Origin of the sequence: Johnsonella ignava ATCC 51276 (assembly GCF_000235445.1) — a bacterium.
Taxonomy (GTDB): domain Bacteria; phylum Bacillota; class Clostridia; order Lachnospirales; family Lachnospiraceae; genus Johnsonella; species Johnsonella ignava.
The window spans coordinates 64,833-89,535 of the sequence record NZ_JH378835.1 but is presented as its reverse complement, the minus strand read 5'-3'; the positions used below and the strand labels follow the sequence as shown (position 1 = coordinate 89,535).

The following is a 24,703-nucleotide window of genomic DNA, read 5'->3' as shown; positions in this document are numbered from 1 at the left end:
GCTGTAACTCAAAAATACAATCTGAACGGTGCTATTGTGCATTCTGACAGAGGAAGTCAGTACACTAGCGAAGCCTTTAAACTGGTTCTTGCTAATGCAGGAGTTAGTCAAAGTTTAAGCGGAGTCAATCATTGCTTTGATAACTCTAGGATGGAGAGCTTCTTCGCAACGCTCAAGAAGGAACTCCTTTACAGGATTCCAACCTATCGCATAAAAAGAGAAGAAGTAAAAACAATGATCTTCAGGTATGTATTTATATATTACAATCAAAAACGGATATATACATCAAACCCGGATGGACTTCCGCCGGTTATGTATAAGCAGTTGCTGGAGGTTCAACTTCTGGCAGCATAGGAACCATAAACAATTTAGTGAGTTTGAAGACTCTACTTATCTTGACAGTTCCATACCTATTATTTTTGCGGGAGATAAAGATGTTATAGCTGCATATGATAACTTGTGGCAAAGTAGTAAGATAGATGATCCTAAAATGAGAGATATTAAGATGAATGAAGAATTAATTACTTTTCTTAAAGCTATTTGTAAATCATTGAAAATTAACTGCAGTGATTGGAATGATAGTAAGGTTTTGAATGTCTTCGGATAATAAAAGATAATAGTGCAGTGATTTTATATAGAAATTCTGGAAAAAATTATTATTTGTTTTATTCAAAAATAAAATACTATAAACAGATAAATGCACGTTTGGAACTTAATAAAAATAGTGAACATGAGAACTTTGCATAACACATAAAAATACAATTGATTTTGCAATGCTGATTGATGATGTTAGAAAAAAAGTGTAAAATCAATAAGAAATCAACGATATAATAAGGGAAATTTAGATCTTGATTTTATAAAAACTGTTTATGCAGAACCGTTAAATTTTGTACCGGTATTGTAGGGTAAAAGATAACAAAAACCTCTAAACTATAGTCGAGGAGGAAAATGAAATGAATATTATAAAATCGTTTAACAATACGATTGATTATCTTGAAACGGTGCTTGATGATGGGATAGATGAAAAGATGGTAGCCCATCTATCAGGATATTCTTATTCTATGTTCAGCCGCTTGTTTTCTATTCTAACTGAAACAACTCTCTCAGAATATTTGAGAAGCAGAAGATTAACAGAAGCTGCTATTCAATTAAGAGATACGAACGAGAAAATAATTGATATTGCGTTCAAATTCGGATATGAATCATCAGATTCATTTGGCACTGCATTTAAGAATTTTCATGGATTTGCTCCTTCAGAAGTAAGAAATGGAAAACCATTCAAATTAGTTTCACGAGTGCAGTTAGCACTAAGTGTAAGAGGAGGAAGAACTATGAACATTACAATTCAAAAAAAATCAGCATTCACAGTTGCCGGTGTCAACGAACAAAACATAAATTCATCATTATGTACGGGTACATGGGAAAAACTCTTTTCCAGAGTTAGCCATGAAAAAATGTCAAAGTTAGGAACTGGTGAATCTGTGGGAGTTTGCCATGATATATTAAATCTTGATAATCATGATGTTTTAGATTCTAATACTATAAACTATATGGCAGGTTATATAGTTACTGATGTAGATAAAGCTAAAAGTAACGGTTTGGATGTTTTGGAAATTAAGGAAGCGGAGTATGCAGTTGTAGAACTAAAGGGAAGTGTGCCTGGATGTATTCATAACGGTTGGAAATATGCGGTTGAAGTATTTTTTCCAGAACATGGATATACACATTCGGGAAGTCCCGACATTGAGTATTATTATGAAGGTGATATGAACAGTCCTGAGTATAAAATGGAGCTTTGGATTCCAATAAAAAAAGCTTAACTGTAAGCATATAACTTCAAAGTTATAAAAGAATCTTAAAAAGGATTACCGAATGAATTGATTTCAGAAATTGTGCCATGCGGGAAATCTTTAGATTAAGCGAGTTTGCAGGCATTTTAGGATAATATATAAAAATTGAAACTGTGATATATGACATTATTACAAACAAGTTTTTAATGACAGCATATTACAATTGTTAAAAAAAATTTAATAACCGGTCCAGAGTACTTTAAAAAATTATTAAAAATTAAGAAAGGATACAATTATGAATAAAAGAGTAGATAACATAATTATTGGCTTTGGAAAAGCAGGAAAAACATTAGCTAATTACTTAGGAAACAAAGGAGAAAAGACTATATTAGTTGAGAAATCTTCTTTGATGTACGGGGGTACATGTATTAATGTCGGCTGTATTCCGTCTAAATTTCTTGCAACATCTGCAGACAGAAGAAGTTTTAGCGGGATAAGTGATGAGGAGTACTATAAAAACTCTGTCGTAAATAAGAAATCACTGGTAGCAAAGTTAAATAAGGCAAATTATGACAAAGTTGCAGGCATTAATAATGTGGAAGTCATTGATGGGTGTGCATCATTTAAAGATGAACATACAATTCTTATAAAAACGGCTAGAGAAGAATATGAAGTATATGCTGAACGAATATTTATTAATACCGGTTCAACACCTTTTATTCCTGACATTGAAGGCTTAAAAATTAAAAATAGAATTCATACAAGCGAATCACTAATGAATTTAGAAGAATTTCCACACACTTTGACAATATTTGGAAGCGGATTTATTGGACTTGAGTTTGCTGCAAGCTATGCAAAATTCGGTACAAAAGTAACAATTATAGATAAAGCAGATAAATTATTGCCAAGAGAAGATGATGATGTGGCAAATGAAGTGTTTGAATCCTACAAGGCATTAGGGGTAGATTTTATATTTAATGCAGGCATTGATCATGTAGAACAAGATGAGAATAAAGTTACAATATCGTATACGGTAAATGGAGAAAAAAGTCAAATTTATTCGGATGCACTTTTAGTTGCTACCGGTAGAAAAGCAAATATTAAAGATTTGAATTTGGCGAATGCCGGAGTAGAAATATCTGAAAGAGGCTTTATTAATGTAAATAAGCATTTACAAACGAATAAACCTCATATTTTTGCAATGGGTGATGTCAATGGAGGGCCACAATTTACCTATGTGTCTTTGGATGACAACCGTATTGTAAAAAGCTATCTGGAAGATAATGGCAGTTATTCTAAAGATGACAGGCAGCCAATAGCTTTTTCAGCATTTTTACACCCGACATTTTCAAAGGTAGGACTTAGTGAAAAAGATGCATTAGAAAAGGGTTATAAGATTAAAGTGGCAACTTTACCGGTAACTGCAATTCCTAAAGCAAAGATTCTTGGAAACCAAACAGGTATTTACAAAGCAGTAGTTGATGCTGATACAAATCAAATTTTAGGTGTGGTTCTATTTGGAGAAGACTCACATGAAGTTATTAATATTGTTGTTTTGGCAATAATTATGAAACAGCCATATACAATGCTTGCAAATCAGATTTTTACTCACCCTACAATGGCAGAGGCACTTAATGATCTATTTGTATTAATAAAATAGTATATACTATAAATTTAATATTCTCAAATTTTTTAAACAACACATATTTTTAAGAACAGTAAATCAATAAAAAGATTTGCTGTTTTTTGTTGTCCAAGTGCCGAGAGAAAAATTATAGGTAGCTGATATAGCCCTGTTTGAGAGTATTTTTAATGCCTCTATAAGGGAAATGAAGAAGCAGCTTAGTCCTATAAAACCAGGATGAAATATGGTATAATATGGGCAAATATTTAGAGAAAAATATGAATTTGTGAGAATAAAATATGGCTATCAGATTTGAAAAGGGGATAAGTAAGGTCAATGCCTTGCTTTTATGTGAATGGTCCAATGAAAAAGGAAAAGAGTTTCAGGAGCAGTGGATGGGGTACAGAATTTCTTACCCGTTGAACTATGACAAAATAAAAGGATTAGAAAATACTTTTTCGATTTTTAATGAAAAGGAATTCATTGGCATGATACAGGAAGTATGGATTGAGAAAGATAATATTCACATAGGAAGATTTGTATTAGACCCTCGAAAAACAGGATTGGGTTTAGGTACAGAGGCACTGAAAGGATTTATAAATTTAATTTTTAAGAATAATAAAATTAGAAGTATTTCTTTATCGGTTTTTGATTTCAATCAAAGTGCAAAGAAACTTTATGAAAAACTTGGATTTGAGATTGATGATATAATTAAAACTCCAAAACTGAAATACATTATGAGGAGATACAGATAAATCCTGGATTGCAGAGAAATATTAAATTAAAATTGTGAGGGTAACTCTTATGAAAATTGAACATATAGCTATGTACGTAAATAATCTTGAAAAAACCAAGGAATTCTTTGAAAAATATTTTCTTGCTAAGAGTAATTCGGGGTATCATAATAAAACAACGGATTTCCGGTCGTATTTTATGGAATTTGATGATGGTGCAAGATTAGAAATTATGAACAAGCCGACAATGGCGGATGTTGAAAAAGACTTAAACAGAACCGGCTATGCTCACATTGCATTCAGTATTGGAAGTAAAGAGAAGGTTGATGAGTTGACCGCCAGATTGAAGGAAGACGGATATGCAGTTGTAAGCGGACCAAGAGTTACAGGTGATGGTTACTATGAAAGCTGTATAGTTGCTATTGAAGGTAATCAGATAGAGATTACTGTCTGAAAAACAACTCTCGATTTGCTAAAAATAGTTTTATATTAAAAGTTTTGAGAAGTGAATATCAAAAAGTTTTATATTTAAACGGAAGGAAAAAAGATAGCTTTATGAAAATAGTGATTATACATGGTCAAAATCATAGAGGCTCGACATACCATATTTCAAAAATGCTTGCAAAAAAATTAGATGGAGAAATAAAAGAATTTTTTCTTCCAAAAGATTTTGATAAGTTTTGTATCGGATGTGGCAACTGCTTTTCAAAAGGAGAAGATATGTGCCCGCATTTTGAATATTTACAGCCTATAACAACAGTTATTGATGAGTCGGATGTTATTATACTGGCAAGTCCTGTATATGTATTTCATGTTACCGGGGCGATGAAATCATTGCTTGATCACTATGGTTACAGATGGATGGTTCATCGACCGAATGAAAATATGTTTTCAAAACAAGCAGTATGTATTTCTACAGCTGCAGGGTCGGGCATGAAAAGTGCAAATAAAGATATGGCAGACAGTACATTTTTTTGGGGATGTGCTAAAACATATAAATTGGGTATTGCAGTATGGGAGACGGATTGGGAGAGGGTTAGCGAAAAGATAAAGGCAAAAGCTGAACAAAAAACAACTTCTCTTTCGAATAAGATCAGGAGAAACTATATGAAGATAAAGCCGATGTTTAAATCAAAACTATTCTTTTATATTATGAGAGCAGTCCATAAAAAGGGGTTGAATGAAACTGATAAAAAGTATTGGAATGAAAAAGGTTGGCTTGCTAGAGTGCGTCCGTGGAAATGATTTGAAAGATCTTACAGGTTCAAGTAACGAATCCGATATGAAAGAATTTACAAAATATTATGGTGATTTAAAGGATAATATTTACTGGATTAACAGACGTTTTGCTGAATGATATATTAGATCAGTTTTATCCGCTGGAGATATGCAATTATACACAGATTTATAAAAAATTGATACACTATAAATCGGAGGTTCATATGGATTATACAATAAGAGAATTAAAACAAAGTGAATTTAAGATATTGGATATCTTTTTGTATGAGGCTATCTTTATTCCGGAAGGAGTGGAAGCACCGTCAAAAGATATAATAAAAAATCCGGAGTTACAAATATATATTTCGGAATTTGGGAAGGATACAGATATATGTTATGTCGCAGAAACAGCTGGAAATATAATTGGTGCGGTATGGACTCGCATTATAAATGATTACGGTCATGTTGATGATGAGGTGCCATCGCTTTCTATTTCGATTCTTAAAGAGTTTAGAAATCTTGGGATTGGTACAATACTTATGAAGCGGATACTGGCAGCATTAAGAGGACAGGGATATAGTCAGGTATCATTATCGGTACAAAAGATGAATTATGCCGTGCGAATGTATGAAAATGTAGGTTTTGAAGTTATTCGTGAAAACGAAGAAGACTATATTATGGTTTGTAAACTTTAGCTGATGAAATTCTCGGTTTGTTTAAGCAGCCGAAAAAACTGTGAGGAAGTAAAGACAAATGGTCTATACTTCCTCAAGTCAGCTAAAACCTGGTTTTTAAAGCTTCTGATAAATTTAAATATATAAAGGAGATCAATTAAATGAACAATGATATAATAGATATACATTTTATTGATAAAAATATTGATGAATTTTATGGACTTTTAGCTGTTTTTAGCGAGGTTTTTGAATGGGGGGAAGAAAAATATCCGGGTAGAGAGTATCTTGCTAAATTATTGGATAATACTTCTTTTTTAGCTATTACAGCAAAATCGGGAATCGAAATCATAGGTGGATTAACAGCCTATATTTTAGATAGTTATAAAGAACAGGTTTCAAGTATTTATATTTATGACTTAGCAGTGAAAGAGGATTTTCGAAATAGAGGAATAGGAAAGAGTTTAATAAGTTTTTTGATAGAATACTCAAAGAGAAATAATATTCGTGATATATTTGTTGATACCGAACAGATTGACAACGAGGATGCCATCGCTTTTTACAGAAGAACCTCCTTTGATTCCGAAGTTAAGGTGTTACAGTACACTTTTGAAATTTAATAAATAGGTGCTTTTGGAGCTTAATAGCCTATGATTATAAATTTAAATTTGCAGTAAAAAAGGCGATATAAAAATATCATCTTTTTTAAGTTACAAGTATAGTTTATCACAATAAGGTGCTATAATAAATAAAACAGGATTAATAAATATTATAAGTTGTAAGGAAGTGTTGAATGAACTTAATAGAATATATAAAAGAAAATATGATTTTAATTCCACAAGGTAATGAGATAATAAGGGATTTTGTTGATCCGGTTAAATGGCTGAGTTCGGATTATAAAATGTCTGCTCCCGGAACAAATAAAGAAAAAATTATGAAGCAAAAATTGGTTGAAGTTCAATCATTTTTACTGTTTAAAATCCCTGTAACTAATGAATTATATAATTATGTAATGGAGATGGATTACGATATTACAACAAAAAACTGTCCGGTAGTGAATGTAAGTTGGATAGATGCCGTCAATTTTTGTAATAATCTTTCTGAAAAGCTTGCTTTGGAAAAATGTTATATATTGGATTCTGTTTCAGAAAAAATCATAGTTGATAATGCAAAAAATGGATTTAAATTGCCGACAGATGCACAATGGCAATATGCATGCAGGGGTAGGGCAACAGGATATAGATACGGTAATATTGAGGAAATTGCCTGGTTTGAACAAAATTCGGAGAAAAGAGTACATGAAGTAAAAACCAGGGAAAAAAATGATTTCGGACTTTTCGATATGATCGGTAATGTCTGGGAGTGGTGTTTTGATTTATATGATGAAGAACGATATGGAAACTATCGGATTTTTAGAGGGGGAAGCTTTGCCAGTGAGGAAAGAGCCTGCGGTGCTACTTCAAGAAGGAAGAGTTTTCCCGAATTTAGAATTGATGATTTGGGATTTAGAATAGCAAAGAATAATTTGGAAGGTATAAAGTAAAAATATAAACTATTAGCTTTAAAATATAAAAACGGTGTTATACAAATTAAAGTTGAGTATAGTATCATATAGGCAATTATACTTAAATGTATTTATTACAATTTAATTATGAGATTATAAAATTTTTACCGGCTATGGATATGTCAGGATATATTTGATATAATAAATATGTAATATAAATTATAAATTTTCCAAGTAGAAAATTTTAATATATAAAATTGAGAGATTATAGATTGAAAAATACTTTTCATCACTATTTATGCCGCAGTTTGGCGGAGGAATGGAGATTAATATGGATGACAACATTATAGGATTTATACTTTGGGTAATCTTCGGTTGTATTATAATCGGTAGCGGGATAATAGCCTTTTTTTCAAAGAAGGCGGTCGGTTTTTGGGCGAACACGGAGTCTTTTCCTGTGAAAGATATAAAGGGATATAACTATGCAACAGGGAAGTTGTTTATTTTATATGGAGTGATTTTTATTGCGTTAGGACTTCCGTTATTAGGCGATCAAAATACACCATATATTATTTTTTCGATATTAGGGATAATGGCTGAAACTATAGCAATTATGTCGATTTATATTTTATTTATTGAAAAGAAATATAGGGAATAGTAGAGCTTTGTTTGAAAAACTTTCGACTCAGGATTATATTTGGGAATTACCGGTAAAAGTGAATAATAGTTTTTTGACATTTACATTTAATATAGGGAAACCGGTAGATGAATCCACTGTTGATTTATTATCAGATAGTGATATTGATATAATCAACAGCAGAGCAGGTCATTGGTTTTTATTAACTGTATCTTGGAATAATTTAAATGCTATTGACTATAGAAGTTATGTTAATGATATATTGCAGAAGAATAACTTGCTTGACAGCAATAAGCTGTTTGTGCTTGTAGGGGGAATAGAACCTGTTTATCAGCCGATACTATTGGAGGTAGGTGATAAAGTCGAAAGTGTTATAGTTCCATGTGGGGAAACAATGTCAGCATTTTTAATGCTGAGAAATGATAGAAATAATTCAGGTTTTAGAGCGGGAAGTTTTAAAGAAAAGGGAGTTCTATCAATTGATGAATTTGAGGATGTGATTAAACAAAAGTGATGAAAAATTTCACAATCTGTTATATTTATAGCCTTGGGATTTATTTTAACAATAACCTGCTTTAGATATGCAGATTACAATTAGGAATGAAGATATGACAATGATAATAACAGAATAGCTGTAAGAAAAATAAAAGCAGACCGTTATATAGAAAATATTTAACCATGTATAGAAGGAACGTTATACGTGTAAAAAATAAATGATGTTTTTTGAATTTTATCTATGCTGTAAATGGCAGGGTAAAAAGATATACTAATCAAATAAGGAGGGGAGAGTATGATAAATGTATTTAGAAAAATTTGGCTTTTCTTCGGAGAGGAAAGAGGTAATTTAAAAAGTCTATAATTGCGGCATTTTTTCATGCTATATTTAGCGCTTTTCAATTTGTGGCAATTTACTATATGTTAGAATGCCTATTTATTAATCAGATTTTAACAAAAAATATTATCATAGCGTTTGTGATATTAATGATTAGTTTATTGGGGAAAATTGTCACACAAAACATTTCTCAAATGAAATAAACTCATGCAGGATATTTTATGGCAGCTGATAAAAGAATTGAATTGGGTGAAAAAATAAAAAAAGTTCCTATTGTTGTGATATAGAAATACATTTAATAAAATAATAAGGAATAAAAAAATAGAGAGTACTTATACTAAAAATTTCTTGCCAAATTTTAATTTAATACGCCAAAACTAGAATAATGGCGGAACTATTCTCGCCATTATTGATTTTTCATAGCCAAATATGATACAATGGCTACGAAAAGAAGAGGAGGTGTTCTTTTGAGAAAGTTTAATTATTTAAAACTTATGGATTTATCACTACCTGTAAATGTATATCATATGATAGCAAGCATTCATGAATACAAGGGAAAACAAGAATTATATGTAGAAAATTATCCTGATATTTTGGAAAAAATGATAGATGTTGCAAAGATACAAAGTACGAAGTCATCTAATGCCATTGAGGGAATTTATACCAATGATACAAGACTCAAAGAACTTATGAAAAAAAAAGCAGAACCTAAAAACAGAAACGAAGAAGAAATAGCAGGATATAGACATGTGCTTGATATAGTACATGAAAATTATGATTATATTGAATTTAGTAAAAATGACATTTTAACACTGCATAATCACTTATACTCGTATTCTTATGTAAATCATAAGGGAAGATTTAAAACCATGGATAATACCATCGTCGAAGTGGATCGTTTAGGGAATAAAAAAGTACTCTTTCAACCTATAAACAGTTTTGAAACGGAAAGATATTTTGATGAAATGGTAGAAGCATATAATAAGGCTGTAAAGGAAAATATTCCTCCGTTAATTTTAATACCTGCTGTTATTCATGACTTTTTATGTATTCATCCCTTTGATGATGGAAATGGGAGAATGAGTAGGATATTAACCCTCCTGCTACTTTATAAGTCCGGCTATTTTGTTGGAAGGTATATCAGTATAGAAATGCTCATTGAAGAAAGTAAAGATTCTTATTATGAAGAATTGCAAAATTCCAGTGAAAAATGGCATATAGGAGAAAATGATGAACTTCCATTTATGAAATATATGCTCGGTATTATCATGAAAGCATATAAAGAATGTGATAACAGATTTAAAATGATTGGAGAAGAAAAATTAACCTCGCCTGAGAGAGTATTTTCTGTAATTCAAAAATCGTTGGAGCCTTTATCAAAAAAAGATATTATGATTCTTTGTCCGGATATATCACAAAGAACGGTGGAAAGAGCTTTAAAAGAATTACAGGACAATGAAAAGATAAGACAGGTGGGTAGTGGTCGTTCAACAAAATATATCAAGATTTAAAATCTAAGGAAAAACAAAATAAGTAAAACAAAAAGCACTTAAAAAGTGAGGAATTTAACCTCAAAAAATTAAGTGCTTTTTTATATCATATGCTTGACATTGTAGGGCAAGACTACTCTTTTACATGCACTTAATAATCTTGTATATGAAGATGAAAATGTACAAATAAGCGGAGATATAAGGCTTGAAGAAGATTCTATTTATGATATGTTGCCGGAAGTTTTAAGAAAAAAAGTAGGTATTGTTTTCCAGATGTCGGTAGTATTTCCTATGTCCATATATAAAAATATGTCTTATGTATTAAGCTATCATGGTTTAAATTCAAAAAAAGATATTGATGAAATTATAGAAGAAAAATTAAGACTTGCGGGACTTTATAAAGTGCATTAAAACTTTCAGGCGGACAAAAGCAAAGATTTTTAATATGGATTATATCCCAGAAAGCCGACATACTGAAACAATAAAAACAGTTGCAGTTGTCGGCTTTTATTATTATAACCCGTTTCAAAACAGTTATACTCCCGCTCCGGTAAGTCGCTGATAAGTGGCATAATGATATTATCACTGCCAGAGTATCAACAGATATTCAGCTATCTGACAAGACAACAAGGTAGTGATAGGGCTATATCATTTAAGTTAAAAAGTTAGACATAGTCAAACAATTTCTACAGCAGGAGGGCTGTATGTCGATAGCCCGTAGCGTTAATATCTGTTAAGGCAGCAGCCATGCCCCGTTTGTATCAACGCTATATCCATCAGGAGTTTTTTCATTTACATACAGTGCACCCTGTGGGTGTGCTTCATTTCCGGTAATTTCAAGATAATACCATTTGCCGCCAAGCTCAACCCATCCTGTGAGCATCTTTCCAAAGTTCGCATCATTTGCAGCACTTAGATAGTACCATTTGTCGCCAAGCTCAACCCATCCTGTGAGCATCTTTCCAAAGTTTGCATTATTTGCAGTACTTAAATAATACCATTTGCCGCCTGAGGAGAACCAGCCTGTAAGCATATAGCCGGCCCCATTAAAGACGTACCATGCCGTAGCGCCGCCGTATGGCAGGAGCTTCCACTCGTTTTTAGGATAAGAACCGTTGCTGTATTGATACCACCATCCCTTGGCATCCTGTTTCCAGCTTCCGGATGTTATATTTGTGCCTTCTCCAAAACCTCTGTGTAAACTTCCGCCGCCTGAGCTTCCTCCACCACCGAAACCGCCTCCGCCGCCTGAGCTTCCTCCGCCATCGGAACCGCCTCCACTGCCGGAACCTCCTTCATTTATAGAAATTTTATTCCAGTGGGCGTATAAAGTCTTATTTTCAGTAAAAATAGTCTGTACATCAACCTTTTCTCCGCCTGAGGTAGCTGTATACCAGCCATCAAAGGAATAGCCGCTTCTGGTTGGATCTGCAGGAAATGAGGCGAGTTTACCGCCGATGTCTGTCATCATTTCCTCCACACTAACCATTCCGCCATTTGCATTAAAACTGATTTTATATGTATTAGATGGAGGCACTGCTTTTGTCGTCCACTTCGCATAGAGTGTAATATCTTCTTTTACAACATCGCTTGTAAAATCCCAGGCATTTATACATGCCGTTTCTTTATACCAACCTCCAAAATCATAAGCGGGATCTGTAGGAACTGCGGGATTTGTTAAGTAAGAATTTAAATTGACTGTGGCATCAGGGATCGCTGTAGCTCCATGTCCGTTCAGGTCAAATTTTACAGTGTACTTTGGGATGCCTTGTACAGTAAAGTTAAATTCCTCAATATTGCCGGCATAGCTTGTACTTCTAGTTATGTTCTCAGAGAATACTTTGAGTTTGTAATTTTTTTCCGGTGTAAGTCCTGCCGGAATTCTAACATTCGCTTCACTGTCTGTCGGATTTGCAATCTTACCGTAATAGAGCACGGTATCATCACTATCAAGCAGCATGGCGGAAATCTGAGTTGCATCGCTCATTGCATTAGAGAGAGAAAGGCAGATGTTTCCTCCATGCTCCTCATCAATGACACGATTCTGATTCGTCCATTTTGCTGTAAAACCGGTTTCATTGCTATAAAGTGTAAGTTGCCATGGACTATAGGTATTTGGCATTTCTGTTTCATTAAAAGCGTATATGTTTATACCTGACTCCTTAACAAAAAACACAGATGACAGCTCTACGTTTAAAGCCGGACTGACACCGTTTATGAAACTAGGGTTCCAGGAATTTAACCAACCTTTGGTATTTACTGTGTTTACACTTCCCTGCTTAGGATGATTAACGTCATGGGGGTTGTGTGGCGAGCGCAGCCAATATTCTTTAAGGTACTGCTCAGTATTTTTCTTGGCTCTTCCAACAGTATTTCTTAACAAGTAGCCATAGTCGTTATGTGCCAGATCACTGGCATCAAGAACAAAAATCTTATCTCCGGTATAGGAAAGTTTTTCATATTCAACCTGGTAATCATCAACTTGCCAGTTTCCATGATTTGGATCATAGCTTTTACAGATTGCATTTTGTTCAGCTTCAGAAAAACTTTCGTTTAAAAATTTTACATTCAGCTCATTCCTGAGTGTGCTGCTTTCCCACATGTTTTGCGGATCAGATGCATTTTCATTAAATGCTGCCATATAGAGCACATTATTGCAATCCAGAAACATGGTTGTTTCGCCAAAGTCCGTAGTATTTTTATCCAGTACCCTGAAGATGATTGGATCTTTGTTATAGTGTCCAAACAGAACCGTATCTCCTTTCCAGATATCGGAGCTGCCATCGGGTTTCACCGGATTCCTTATGTCAAGATCATTTTCAAGATTTACATTTACTGTTCGCACTTCTCGCATTGCTGAGTGTGCGGTAAAAGGTTTTACCGTGGAGAGCGGCAGTGCCAGTAGTGCACCAATAAACAGTACAGTATATTTTTTCCATTCTTTAATTTGTTTCATAGTCTACTCCTTTAATTTTTTATAACCGACTTTTTTAAGATATAAAAGATGTCAGGCGAATTTTTCCTCATATCTATATTTAGGTAGGAAGCTTATGTATTGATAACTATAGGATAAAACTATTTTCAAATAAAATATATTATCCGGCGGATACTCTTTCCTTAAAACTGCAAATATTATCTGATGAATAAGACGATAAATACTAAAAGATATTCCCGGATTTTAGAAGATTTCAGTTTATGTTATAGTCCGGATTTAAATAAAAACTGCTTGTGGCAGATGCTTTTGTGTTTGTTTCTGTGTTTGAATATTTTGCTGGTACATACTATCATAAGATATGCATAGATTTTTATACAGATCCGATAGAACTGTAAAAATGTATTAAAAATGCTATAATATTAAAAACATTTAATGAAATAAATTTGAATTTTACTGAGGTGGAGAATGATGAGACAATATATTATAGATGCATTTTCAGATAGAGTTTTTTCGGGCAATCCGGCGGCTGTGTGTGTTATGGATAATTGGATTTCAGATGAGCTTATGCTGAATATAACAAAAGAAAATAACTTGTCTGAGACTGCTTTTGCCGTAAAGAAAGGAGAAGCCGGATATTTTCTCAGATGGTTTACGCCGGGCGGAGAAGTTGACCTTTGCGGTCATGCTACCCTTGGAACAGCATTTGTGATTATGAATTATTATGAGCAGGAATTAAAAGAAATTTGTTTTGATACATTAAGCGGTGAATTGATTGTAAAGAGAAAAAATAATCTTTATGAAATGGATTTTCCAAAATATAAATTAACGGAAGTTGATATAACAGATAAGATAACAGAAGCAATTGGTTGCAAGCCCATAAAAGCATTTATGGGACGTGATTTGCTTTGTATATTTGATAATGAGAATATAGTGAAAAATTTGGCTCCCGATTTAGAAAAAGTAAAGAATCTTGACGGGCTTCTTTTGCAGGTATCCGCTCCGGGCAGTGAATATGATTGCGTATCAAGAAGCTTTGCTCCTAAATTGAATATTCTGGAAGATCCTGTGTGCGGTTCAGGGCACTGCCATATAATTCCGTTCTGGGCGGAGCAATTAGGGAAAAATGAGCTGACAGCGTATCAGGCATCCGGTCGGGGAGGTACATTATATTGTAGACTGGCCGGAGACAGAGTTATAATTGCCGGAAAGGCATGTCTGTATGCAATTTCCGATATAAATATTTAATGGAAAATAAAAAAGTTAATAAACGTTTTTTGCTGTACTGTAAGCATATGTTTGAGTATAATAATAAAAAAATATAATAAAGGAGCAATAAAATGGAGTTTAAGCTACATTCCGAGTTTAGTCCTACGGGTGATCAGCCTCAGGCGATAGAGGCACTTGTAAACGGATTTAAATCGGGAAACCAGTTCCAGACTCTTCTTGGTGCGACAGGATCGGGTAAGACATTTACTATGGCAAATATAATACAAAAGTTACAAAAGCCGACACTTATAATAGCACACAACAAAACATTGGCAGCTCAGCTTTACAGTGAATTTAAAGAGTTTTTCCCTGAAAATGCGGTAGAATATTTTGTGTCATATTATGATTATTACCAGCCTGAAGCATATGTACCTTCAACAGATACCTATATAGAAAAAGATTCGGCTATAAACGATGAAATAGATAGACTGAGACATTCCGCTACTGCGGCACTTTCTGAGAGAAATGATGTAATAATAGTAGCGTCAGTTTCATGTATCTACGGGCTTGGAAGTCCTATAGACTACAATGCCATGGTAGTATCATTAAGACCCGGCATGGAAAAAGACAGGGATGATGTAATAAGAAAGCTTATAGATATGCAGTACAGCAGAAATGATATGGACTTTCGCAGGGGTACTTTCAGAGTAAGAGGCGATACACTTGAGATACTGCCGGCTTATGAGACCAAGACTGCTTACAGGATAGAATTTTTCGGAGATGAAGTGGAAAAGATTACAAGTATAGATGTACTCACTGCACAGCCTGTGGCACAGCTTGCTCATGTAGCAATATTTCCTGCTTCACATTATGTAGTATCACCTGAAAAGATGCTTGTTGCTACACAAAATATACTTGAAGAGTGTGATGAGAGGGTAAAATATTTTAAATCTGAAGATATGCTTATAGAAGCACAGAGGATAGATGAAAGAACACATTTTGATGTTGAGATGATGAGGGAAACGGGATTTTGTTCAGGGATAGAAAATTATTCAAGACATCTTACGGGGATGAAGCCGGGAGAGCCTCCATATACGCTTATAGACTACTTTCCTGAAGATTTTCTTATAATAGTTGATGAATCACATATGACTATTCCGCAGATAAGAGCTATGTATGCCGGAGACCGTTCAAGAAAGACAACTCTTGTAAACTACGGATTCAGGCTGCCCAGTGCACTGGATAACAGACCTCTTGAATTTAGTGAATTTGAATCAAAGATAGACCAGATGCTTTTTGTATCTGCGACTCCATCAAAATATGAATCCGAGCATGAACTTTTAAAAACTCAGCAGATTATAAGACCTACCGGGCTTTTAGATCCCCAGATAAGTGTAAGACCTGTTGAAGGACAGATAGATGACCTTATAAGTGAAGTGAATAAAGAAACGAAAGAACATAACAAGGTGCTTATAACGACTCTTACAAAAAGGATGGCTGAGGATCTTACCGATTATATGAAAGAGGCAGGTATAAAGGTGCGTTATCTTCATTCGGATATAGATACTCTTGAAAGAGCTGAAATTATAAGGGATATGAGGCTTGATGTATTTGATGTGCTTGTAGGTATAAATCTTTTAAGGGAGGGGCTTGATATACCTGAGATAACACTTGTTGCCATACTTGATGCCGATAAAGAAGGTTTTTTAAGAAGTGAGACTTCACTTATACAGACGATAGGAAGGGCGGCAAGAAATGCACAGGGTCATGTTATAATGTATGCCGACACTACAACTGATTCTATGAAGGCTGCTATAGATGAAACCTATAGGAGAAGAAGTATACAGCAGAAATATAATGAAGAACACGGTATAACGCCCACTACGATTAAAAAGGCGGTTAGAGATCTTATAGCGATATCAAAGGCGGCTTCGGCTGATTCGGGAGATTGGAAAAAGGATCCTGAATCAATGGAAGATGAAGCTTTGGCTAAGCTTTCAAAGGAACTTGAAAAAAATATGCTTAAAGCGGCGGCAGAACTGAATTTTGAGCTTGCAGCCCAGTTTAGGGACAGACTTACACAGGTCAGAGAAGTTATAGCTCAGAGAAAGGACTGAAAATACGGGCAAATTATATAAATATAAAAAAATATTATAAGGGGAATATTTTTGAAAAACATAAATAAGACTGCAAATACTGCCATGCTTGCAGGCGAAATACTGCTTATAAGCGGTACTGAAGTCTTCAGGATAGAGGATACAATGAATCATATACTTGACAGTGCATCCGGTGCGAAGCATAATGTCATGGTGATGTCAACAGGGATTAATCTTACACTTTCAAATTCTGAGGGTGTGGTAACTATGACAAACAGGGTTAGGGAAAGAGCAACAAACTTAAATCATATATGTCTTGTAAATACAATATCAAGGCGGCTTGGTGAAGGAAAGATAAGTATAGATCAGGCATATAGAAGTCTTAGGGAAATAAAAGAGCTTGTACTTTATCCGCCCCTGCTTAAGTACTCTTTATATACGGTATCTTCGCTTTTGTTTACAATACTTTTTAACGGCAGTTTTATAGAATGTATAAGTGCTTTTTTTGTGGGAATAGTGCTTTCAGCGGTGCATTTTTTTGCATCAATTCTGGGATTTAATGATTTTATAGTAAATGCACTTTCAACCTTTTTTCTTACATTAAGTGCTATACTTTTAAAAAAGTTTGTATTTCTAAATATGAATATAGACCCGGTTGTAATTTCAGGGCTTACTCCGCTTGTGCCGGGAGTGGCATTTTCAAATTCTATGAGAGATATATTTAACGGTGATTATATATCGGGGACTGCAAGGATGCTTGAATCCATAGTTACAGCACTTGGACTTGCTGTAGGCGTAGGAAGTGCGGTTGCCATTACAGGCAGCTGGATATAACAGGGCATGAAATTTTTATGCGGTTATATCTGTGGCAGTGTAAGCAAAGGGACTGTAAAAATTATATTTCACACAAAATAACTCCAAACAGGCAGTGCCCCGGATAGGAATTATTTAAATCCGGGAGTTTTTGCAGACTCGGCTTTATAAAATTTTAAACGGGTATATTTAATGAAAATAAGTATAATTAATAATAAAGCAGTTTATATGATGTTTTATGCATTCTATGCATATTCGGGCAACATAACTGTGTTTATAAGGAGTTTTATAACTGCATTTGCGGCGGTGGCTGTATTTGCTGTAATACTTGATATGCCTAAAAATCTTACTTTGTTTGCGGGACTTGTAGGTGCTGTGGGATATATGGCATATCTTACTGCGGGTATATATTCAAAGCTTGAGGTAACAAAGGTGTTCTGGGCTATGATAGTTGTTGCGCTTATAAGCCATATACTTGCAAGATGTCTGAAAGCTCCGGCAGCGGTATTTTCAGTATGCGGTATGATACCGTTTGTTCCGGGTGGGGGGATATATAGGAGTGTACTGTATTTCATAAGAGGACAGGGTTCATTAAGCAATCATTACTTTTCAGAAACTTTGCAGATTGCAGGTGCGATAGCACTTGCGATATTTATAGTGGATTCTCTTTTTAAGATGCACAATAAAAATAATAAAAAGAATAAAAAATGAGTATAAATGTGCCCGGCGGGATTTGAACCCACGGTCTTCAGAGTCGGAGTCTGATGCGATATCCAGCTTCGCTACGGGCACATAATTATATGGCACAAGACTGTGCCATGTGCTATATTAGCATAATAGAATATTTTTTTCTACACAATTTTATAATTTTATACTTTTATACTATGTGTTTATAATGCATGTTTAATGTAAATTAAAAGGGGTTTTATATTTTAATATGAAATTTGAAAAGAACAGAAAAATATTTGGTTTTGATGAGTTTGAAATTCTAAACAAATTAAAACTGGCTGCACTTCCTGCGGCTACAATAGTACTTATAATAATTATAGTTATATTTGACAAGAGCGGATCGGCAAAGAAAAAGGGCAGTCAGGAATCTGACATGCAGTATTCAGCCGCTACCTCATCACAGGCGTTTATGATAAATGATCCTGAAAAGTATGATTTTTATGCCTATGGCTTGCAAAAAGACAGCGTGCCTGAGATAAATGAGCTTGTAAACAGCTATTTTGAGGCAAAACTAAAAGGTGATGCCTCAAAGATATATGATATATACGGCAGAACCGATGCTGAGGGACTTAAGGATCTTGAGGCGGCACTTAAGCAGGAAAAAAAGCTATATAAAGATTTTCAGAATACGGTATGCTATGTTGCCGCAGGACTTGAACCTGATTCATATATTGTACTTATAAGCACTGAGGTTTTATTTAAAAGGGCATCGGTAAATGCTCCCATGCTTATTATGGCATATATTATAAAAAATAGTGATGGAAAGTATATTATAAAGGACAACAACCTGTTGACCGATGATGAAAAGGCGGTTGTTAAAAAGGTTTTGTCTGCAAAAGAGGTAATTGCTCTGAATAATGAGAATAGGAAAAAGCTTTCTGAAGCGGTAGCTGCAGATCTTCAGGTTTCAATAGCTTACCAGAAATTTATGGCAGGAAATGATATGCTTAAAGGCTCCGGGGATGGTGAAAATAAAAATGAAACATTAAATTTTGAAGATGTTGAGATATGGCTTGAGGGTGGCAGTGAGAGCGATACGAGCGTACAGGGTAGAGAGGATGCAACTTCACCTCAAAGTGAGGAGGCTTCCGCCTCAAAAGAAGGCAGTGAGGAAAGTGCTTCAAATGAAACAGGTGAAGGCGGCAGCTCAAACGATACGACTGAAGCCGCACAGTCTTCAGAAGCTTCTGAAAGTACCCAAAGCTCAGGGGAAACGGAGTCTCAAGGGGCTCCGGATAGTGCCTCCGAGGGTCAAGGCGGTGGCAATTAATGAAAAAAAGTGATTTTTACTATGAACTGCCTCAGGAGCTTATAGCACAGGATCCGCTTGAAGTGCGTTCGCTTTCAAGGCTCCTTGTACTTCATAGAACGGGGGCCGGCATAGGGATTGAACACAGGCAGTTTACTGATATTTTAGAATATTTAAAGCCGGGAGATTGCCTTGTTTTAAATGAAACCAGGGTAATACCTGCCAGACTTTTTGCACTTAAGGAGACTACGGGTGCAAAAATAGAGCTGCTGCTGCTTAGGAGGCTATCAGAGGGCAGCTGGGAATGTATTGTAAAACCGGGGAAAAGGTGCAGGGAAAATACGGTACTTATATTTGGCGACGGGCTTTTAAAAGGGGTAATTACAGGTATAGGGACAGGTGGAAATCGTATAATAAAGTTTGAATATAACGGAATATTTGAGGAGATACTGGATAAACTGGGACATATGCCTCTGCCTCCATATATAAAACATGAACTTAAGGACAAAAATCGTTATCAGACGGTGTATGCAAAAAATGATGGAAGCGCTGCCGCTCCTACTGCGGGTCTGCATTTTACAAAGGAACTTCTTGAGAAGGTAAAAGATATGGGAGTAAATCTGGCAAAAATAACGCTTCATGTCGGACTGGGTACATTTAGACCTGTAAAGGAAGATGATATATTAAAACATCATATGCATTCTGAATATTATATAATAGATGAAGAAGCCGCAAACAGCATAAATTTTGCAAAACAAAACGGTTACAGGGTAATCTGTGTCGGAACTACCGCATGCCGTACCGTTGAAAGTGCCTCTGATAATAATGGAGCGGTACATGCAAAAAGTGATATGACTGATATATTTATATATCCCGGATATAAATTTAAGGTGATGGACGGGCTTATAACCAATTTTCATCTGCCGGAGTCAACACTTATAATGCTTGTAAGTGCTTTTGCCGGTCATGGACGTACACTTGATGCCTATAGGGAGGCTGTGGAGCATAATTACAGATTTTTCAGTTTTGGAGATGCCATGCTTATAATTTAGTATAAGGAAATGATAATTAAATAATCTGATTAAATAATTATTTCCTTATCGGTGTTTTTTGTAAAGAACTTGTAAGTTTACTATTTGGCTTTTTCAAAGTATACTAATAAATATATAAAGGTTCTTAAAAAGGAGGATAATATGAAGCATATTAAAGCGATTTTCGGCATAAGCTTTGTTATATCATGCCTGTTTGCATCAAAGGCTTATGCGAATATAAAGACAATTACCGAAGTGAATTTTAAAGTACATCATGAGCTTGAGGCAGGACTGTTCCTTGAAAATCTGGCAGTGGACACATCATCACCTAAAGGAGGCGATATAAATGTCTATGTCAAATCAAAACAGTACTCACTTGGAGTTATTGAAAAAACAAATTCGGGTAAAAATAAAACAGGCATAGGAGACAAACTGAGAATTAAAGTATCTGCAAGTCCGTCCGGAGGTTCAAACGGATACCAGTTCAGAGGCAATTACTCAAAGGATAATGTAAAAGTTACAGGTGCCGATGTGATATCGGTTGAAAAAAAGGGCAGTAATCTTGAGATTGTAGTGGAGTTAAGACCTGTAAAGGGTACTTATGAGCCTCCTAAGGAAGTTGAGCTTGTTGACGGGCAAAACGCCATAGGAAGAGGAAGATGGAAAAATCCGGAAGACAGTTCAGGCTACTATGACATTACACTTTATAGAGGAGAATCCCCGGTTTTTTCAGTTGAGGATCATCAGGGGGAAAGTTTTAATTTTTATCCATATATGACGGCTGAAGGAACTTATAAGTACAGGGTAAGGACGGTACCGCATACTCAGGAGCAAAAAGAAGTAGGAAAAAAATCCGAATGGGTTATGTCGGATGAATACTATATAGATAAAAACCATATCTCTGACGGAAGCGGAAAAGCAAATGCCGCTACGGCACAAAATGACGGAAAAGTAGGCTGGATAAAAGAAGATGTTTATTGGTACTATAAATTTCCGAACGGCAATCTTAAAACAAACGGTTGGGAATATATAAACGGAAAGTGGTATCTGTTTAATGCAACAGGTATTATGCTTACAGGCTGGCAAAAATATAATGCAAAGACCTATTATATGAATCCTGAGGGCGATATGAGGACCGGCTGGTTTTATGATGAGGGCAGATGGTACTATTTAAGTACTGATGAAAAAGAAAAAGAAGGTCAGCTTGTTATGAAGGCGTGGATTAAAGCTCCGGAAAACAAGACCTACTATATGAACGCAGACGGTGCTATGGCACAGGGCTGGCTTGAGATAGGAAATAAATGGTATTATTTTTACCCCGATACAGGGCAGATGGCATATAATACAAGAGTTGATACATTTTACCTTGATGCCGATGGAGTGTGGATAAAAAATAAAAGCAGATAGAAGTATATATTTGGATAAAATTTAAAACCCCTGCGGACTATTTCCGCAGGGGTTTTTTGGGGGCTTTTACAGATTGTTAAAGTTTTAATGTTTCAAATATAACGTTATATCAGCGTATCTTTGTCATCTTTCCTTCATCATTGACATAATAATTGTCAATCCACTGTTCCGTTTTAAGTTTTCCTTCTTCATCAAGGCAATACCATGAATTTTTATACTTAATCCAGCCGGTTTTCATAAGACCGTCTTTATCAAGATAATAAGTACTGTCATCATGAATAACCCAACCGCTTACGTTTTCACCCTTTTCATTAACACAATGCCATACATTGGAGGTAGTCTTTGTCCAATTGTATGAATCTGCATTAACTGCTTTGACTGAAGCAAAGGCGGGTGTTAAAGACATTATGGAAATTGTTGAAGAAAGAACTAAAGAATATAAAATCTTTTTTACTCCCATATACGATACCTCCTTTTTTAAAATTATTATCAGGTTAATGAAATCCTATGAGCAATATCTCATTCATCATCAACTCATGAATTGATTATACCAGATATTTAAAATAATAAAAGAGTAAAATTGTGATAGTAAGAACATTGTAAGAAAGCTGTAACCTGTAAACTTTTTTTCATTTGAGCCTTTTTATAAAATGTGGTATACTCTGGGAAAAGACATGCTTATATTTATGCAGGTTTTACAGATTAAAGGCGAGGAGATTTTAATAAACCAGATATGAAGATTAAACTAAGTGACTATATTGCTAAAAAAGTAGTTGATTTAGGGATTAAAAATTCATTTTCAGTAACCGGAGGAGGTGCAATGCATCTTAATGATTCCCTTGGGCATCAGGAGGGGCTGGTTACGGTTTACAATCATCATGAGCAGGCATGTGCCATAGCAGCTGAGGCTTATGCCAGGATACACAATAAAATTGCTCTTGTATGTGTTACTACGGGTCCGGGAGGCACTAATGCAATAACAGGAGTTGCAGGTGGCTGGCTTGATTCCATACCCATGCTTATAATATCAGGTCAGGTCAGGTATGATTGGACTGCAAGGTCATCAGGAGTTGATATAAGGGCTATGGGAGATCAGGAGTTTGATATATGCAAAATGGTTTCATGTGTAACAAAATATTCTGAAATGGTAACGGATCCCATGAGGATAAGGTATTGTCTTGAAAAGGCTGTCTATCTGGCGTATTCAGGACGACCGGGACCTGCATGGCTGGATATACCTCTTGATGTACAGGGAGCGTATATAGAAAGCACTGAACTGGAAGGTTTTGACATCAAAGATTATGAATCCGGGGGAGACGGTTGGGGCTGCAAAACAAGTAAATATATTGCAGCTGAGGATAAAAGAGGATGTGGTGAAAAGCGGCAAAAGCTTCCCGGCAGGGTGAGTGATGAAATCGCCTCGGAGATAATACAAAAGATAAAGCAGGCAAAAAGACCTGTGTTTAACGCCGGAAACGGTATACGGATAGGAAATGCACATAAGGAGTTTATAGAAGTTGTACAAAAGCTGGGTATACCTGTGGTAACCGGTTGGAATAGTGAGGATTGTATATGGGATGACCATCCGCTTTATGTAGGACGACCCGGAAATTTTGGGGACAGACCCGGAAATTTTGCAGTACAAAATTCGGATCTTGTATTTTCAGCAGGTTCAAGGCTTGGTATAAGGCAGGTGGGATTTAACTGTAAAGGCTGGGCAAGACAGGCATATACCATAGTAAATGATATAGATGAGAATGAACTTAAAAAGCCTACACTGCATGTATCAATGCCTGTGCATGCAGATTGCAAAGAGCTTTTTTCTGCGATGCTCAGGGTGCTTAAAGCTGAAAAGACGCCTATATGGTCAGGAGGCGGTCCGGGTATAAAAGGTATGAACTGGGTGGATACATGTATGTACTGGAAAAAGAAATATCCTGTTTGCAGAAAAGAGTTTTTAAAGGATGATGACAGCAAACAGGCTGATGTATACGCATTTATACATGAGATAGGGCTAAGAGCAAAAGAAAAACAGATTATTGTTGTAGGAAACGGTTCCGCATGTGTGGTAGGAGGACATTCATATATAATTAAGAGAGGGCAGAGGTTTATATCAAATTCGGCATTTGCCTCAATGGGATATGACCTTCCTGCTGCAATAGGTGCATATACGGCAGTCATTGAAAAAAGCACGGAATCAGGTGATGAACACTATGAAAAAGAACTTGTGCTTATAACCGGAGACGGAAGTATACAGATGAATTTACAGGAACTTCAGACTATAATACATCACAGAATGAATATAAAAATCTTCCTTATAAACAATGAAGGTTATCACAGTATACGCCAGACCCAAAGAAAGTTTTTTTCACAAAGACCTATGGTAGGTATAGGTCCTGAAAGCGGAGACTTAAGTTTTCCGAGTATGGAAAAACTTGCATGGACCTATGGCTATCCTTATATAAAGGCGGAACATAATTCACAGCTTAAGGCTGCGGTTGATGCGGCATTTAAAACGGAAGGTCCCGTGATATGTGAGGCATTTGTAACTAAAGACAGGGAATTTGAGCCTAAGTCTTCGGCAAAAAGACTTCCTGACGGCAGTATAGTAAGTCCTCCTCTTGAGGATCTTACACCGTTTCTTTCTGATGAGGAAATGGATGAAAATATGATAATACCACGTGAAATATAGTTATAATTTATGTTGAATTTTAAGAAAAAGAATTTTAAGAGAAAG

The 24,703-nt window shown here is 35.3% G+C and carries 22 protein-coding genes, 1 tRNA gene and 1 pseudogene; 21 read left to right on the top strand and 3 right to left on the bottom strand.

The window, feature by feature from the left end; translation table 11 throughout:
• From HMPREF9333_RS09105 to HMPREF9333_RS12320, 13 genes and pseudogenes are all read left to right on the top strand, one after another.
• Positions 1-354: IS3 family transposase (locus tag HMPREF9333_RS09105; protein ID WP_207635725.1), on the top strand; the 354-nt coding region annotated here is incomplete at its 5' end.
• 599 nt (positions 355-953) lie between these two features.
• Positions 954-1,820, top strand: coding sequence for an AraC family transcriptional regulator (locus tag HMPREF9333_RS09100; RefSeq protein ID WP_005541541.1), 867 nt, complete (start codon positions 954-956; stop codon positions 1,818-1,820).
• A 265-nt stretch (positions 1,821-2,085) separates the two neighbouring features.
• Positions 2,086-3,450, top strand: a complete 1,365-nt coding sequence (locus tag HMPREF9333_RS09095; protein ID WP_005541539.1) for an FAD-dependent oxidoreductase — start codon at positions 2,086-2,088, stop codon at positions 3,448-3,450.
• Positions 3,451-3,713: 263 nt separating this feature from the next.
• Complete coding sequence (locus HMPREF9333_RS09090; protein WP_005541537.1) at positions 3,714-4,169, top strand: GNAT family N-acetyltransferase; 456 nt, start codon at positions 3,714-3,716, stop codon at positions 4,167-4,169.
• Positions 4,170-4,218: 49 nt separating this feature from the next.
• Positions 4,219-4,602, top strand: a complete 384-nt coding sequence (locus HMPREF9333_RS09085) for a VOC family protein (protein ID WP_005541536.1) — start codon at positions 4,219-4,221, stop codon at positions 4,600-4,602.
• A 101-nt stretch (positions 4,603-4,703) separates the two neighbouring features.
• A complete protein-coding gene (locus tag HMPREF9333_RS09080) occupies positions 4,704-5,393 on the top strand; it encodes a flavodoxin family protein (protein WP_005541535.1) in 690 nt (229 codons plus the stop codon).
• 197 nt (positions 5,394-5,590) lie between these two features.
• A complete protein-coding gene (locus HMPREF9333_RS09075; RefSeq protein ID WP_005541534.1) occupies positions 5,591-6,061 on the top strand; it encodes a GNAT family N-acetyltransferase in 471 nt (156 codons plus the stop codon).
• 140 nt (positions 6,062-6,201) lie between these two features.
• Positions 6,202-6,657 (top strand): GNAT family N-acetyltransferase, encoded by a 456-nt coding sequence (locus HMPREF9333_RS09070; RefSeq protein ID WP_005541533.1) that lies wholly within the window; start codon positions 6,202-6,204, stop codon positions 6,655-6,657.
• Between the two features lie 173 nt (positions 6,658-6,830).
• Positions 6,831-7,580 (top strand): formylglycine-generating enzyme family protein, encoded by a 750-nt coding sequence (locus HMPREF9333_RS09065; protein WP_005541532.1) that lies wholly within the window; start codon positions 6,831-6,833, stop codon positions 7,578-7,580.
• 292 nt (positions 7,581-7,872) lie between these two features.
• Complete coding sequence (locus tag HMPREF9333_RS09060) at positions 7,873-8,199, top strand: hypothetical protein (RefSeq protein WP_040882785.1); 327 nt, start codon at positions 7,873-7,875, stop codon at positions 8,197-8,199.
• Positions 8,200-8,257: 58 nt separating this feature from the next.
• The gene (locus HMPREF9333_RS09055) at positions 8,258-8,692 is read left to right on the top strand and encodes a hypothetical protein (RefSeq protein WP_156797322.1); all 435 of its coding nucleotides are present in this window, start codon (positions 8,258-8,260) and stop codon (positions 8,690-8,692) included.
• Positions 8,693-9,477: 785 nt separating this feature from the next.
• Entirely contained in the window at positions 9,478-10,521 is a 1,044-nt protein-coding gene (locus HMPREF9333_RS09050) for a Fic family protein (protein WP_005541529.1), read from the top strand.
• 117 nt (positions 10,522-10,638) lie between these two features.
• A pseudogene (locus HMPREF9333_RS12320) lies at positions 10,639-10,911 on the top strand (phosphate ABC transporter ATP-binding protein); the annotation flags it as partial.
• Positions 10,912-11,233: 322 nt separating this feature from the next.
• On the opposite strand, the gene HMPREF9333_RS09040 reads toward HMPREF9333_RS12320, so the two are convergent.
• Entirely contained in the window at positions 11,234-13,456 is a 2,223-nt protein-coding gene (locus HMPREF9333_RS09040) for an InlB B-repeat-containing protein (protein WP_005541527.1), read from the bottom strand.
• 447 nt (positions 13,457-13,903) lie between these two features.
• On the opposite strand from HMPREF9333_RS09040, the gene HMPREF9333_RS09035 reads away from it, so the two are divergent.
• The 4 genes from HMPREF9333_RS09035 to HMPREF9333_RS09020 all read left to right on the top strand — a co-directional run bounded on the left by HMPREF9333_RS09035 (position 13,904) and on the right by HMPREF9333_RS09020 (position 18,261).
• Entirely contained in the window at positions 13,904-14,680 is a 777-nt protein-coding gene (locus HMPREF9333_RS09035) for a PhzF family phenazine biosynthesis protein (RefSeq protein ID WP_005541526.1), read from the top strand.
• 92 nt (positions 14,681-14,772) lie between these two features.
• Complete coding sequence (gene uvrB / locus HMPREF9333_RS09030; protein ID WP_005541525.1) at positions 14,773-16,758, top strand: excinuclease ABC subunit UvrB; 1,986 nt, start codon at positions 14,773-14,775, stop codon at positions 16,756-16,758.
• A gap of 51 nt (positions 16,759-16,809) precedes the next feature.
• Positions 16,810-17,571 carry a threonine/serine exporter family protein gene (locus HMPREF9333_RS09025; RefSeq protein WP_005541524.1) on the top strand — a complete coding sequence of 254 codons (762 nt, stop codon included), beginning with the start codon at positions 16,810-16,812 and terminating at the stop codon, positions 17,569-17,571.
• Between the two features lie 171 nt (positions 17,572-17,742).
• Entirely contained in the window at positions 17,743-18,261 is a 519-nt protein-coding gene (locus HMPREF9333_RS09020; RefSeq protein ID WP_005541523.1) for a threonine/serine exporter family protein, read from the top strand.
• Between the two features lie 7 nt (positions 18,262-18,268).
• Here HMPREF9333_RS09020 and HMPREF9333_RS09015 read toward each other — a convergent pair.
• Positions 18,269-18,342 (bottom strand) — tRNA-Arg (locus HMPREF9333_RS09015).
• Between the two features lie 145 nt (positions 18,343-18,487).
• Between HMPREF9333_RS09015 and HMPREF9333_RS09010 the strand changes: the two genes are divergently transcribed.
• The 3 genes from HMPREF9333_RS09010 (at position 18,488) to HMPREF9333_RS09000 (ending at position 21,966) form a co-directional block, all read left to right on the top strand.
• Complete coding sequence (locus tag HMPREF9333_RS09010; RefSeq protein WP_005541522.1) at positions 18,488-19,549, top strand: ICP22 family protein; 1,062 nt, start codon at positions 18,488-18,490, stop codon at positions 19,547-19,549.
• Positions 19,549-20,580 carry a tRNA preQ1(34) S-adenosylmethionine ribosyltransferase-isomerase QueA gene (gene queA / locus HMPREF9333_RS09005; protein WP_005541521.1) on the top strand — a complete coding sequence of 344 codons (1,032 nt, stop codon included), beginning with the start codon at positions 19,549-19,551 and terminating at the stop codon, positions 20,578-20,580. The genes HMPREF9333_RS09010 and queA overlap by 1 nt, the downstream gene beginning before the upstream one ends.
• 141 nt (positions 20,581-20,721) lie before the next feature.
• The gene (locus HMPREF9333_RS09000; protein ID WP_005541520.1) at positions 20,722-21,966 is read left to right on the top strand and encodes an N-acetylmuramoyl-L-alanine amidase family protein; all 1,245 of its coding nucleotides are present in this window, start codon (positions 20,722-20,724) and stop codon (positions 21,964-21,966) included.
• Between the two features lie 109 nt (positions 21,967-22,075).
• Here the strand turns inward: HMPREF9333_RS09000 and HMPREF9333_RS08995 are convergent, their stop codons facing one another.
• Positions 22,076-22,426, bottom strand: coding sequence for a hypothetical protein (locus tag HMPREF9333_RS08995; protein ID WP_005541519.1), 351 nt, complete (start codon positions 22,424-22,426; stop codon positions 22,076-22,078).
• Positions 22,427-22,699: 273 nt separating this feature from the next.
• On the opposite strand from HMPREF9333_RS08995, the gene HMPREF9333_RS08990 reads away from it, so the two are divergent.
• Complete coding sequence (locus HMPREF9333_RS08990; protein ID WP_005541518.1) at positions 22,700-24,658, top strand: thiamine pyrophosphate-binding protein; 1,959 nt, start codon at positions 22,700-22,702, stop codon at positions 24,656-24,658.
• Positions 24,659-24,703 lie beyond the last annotated feature (45 nt).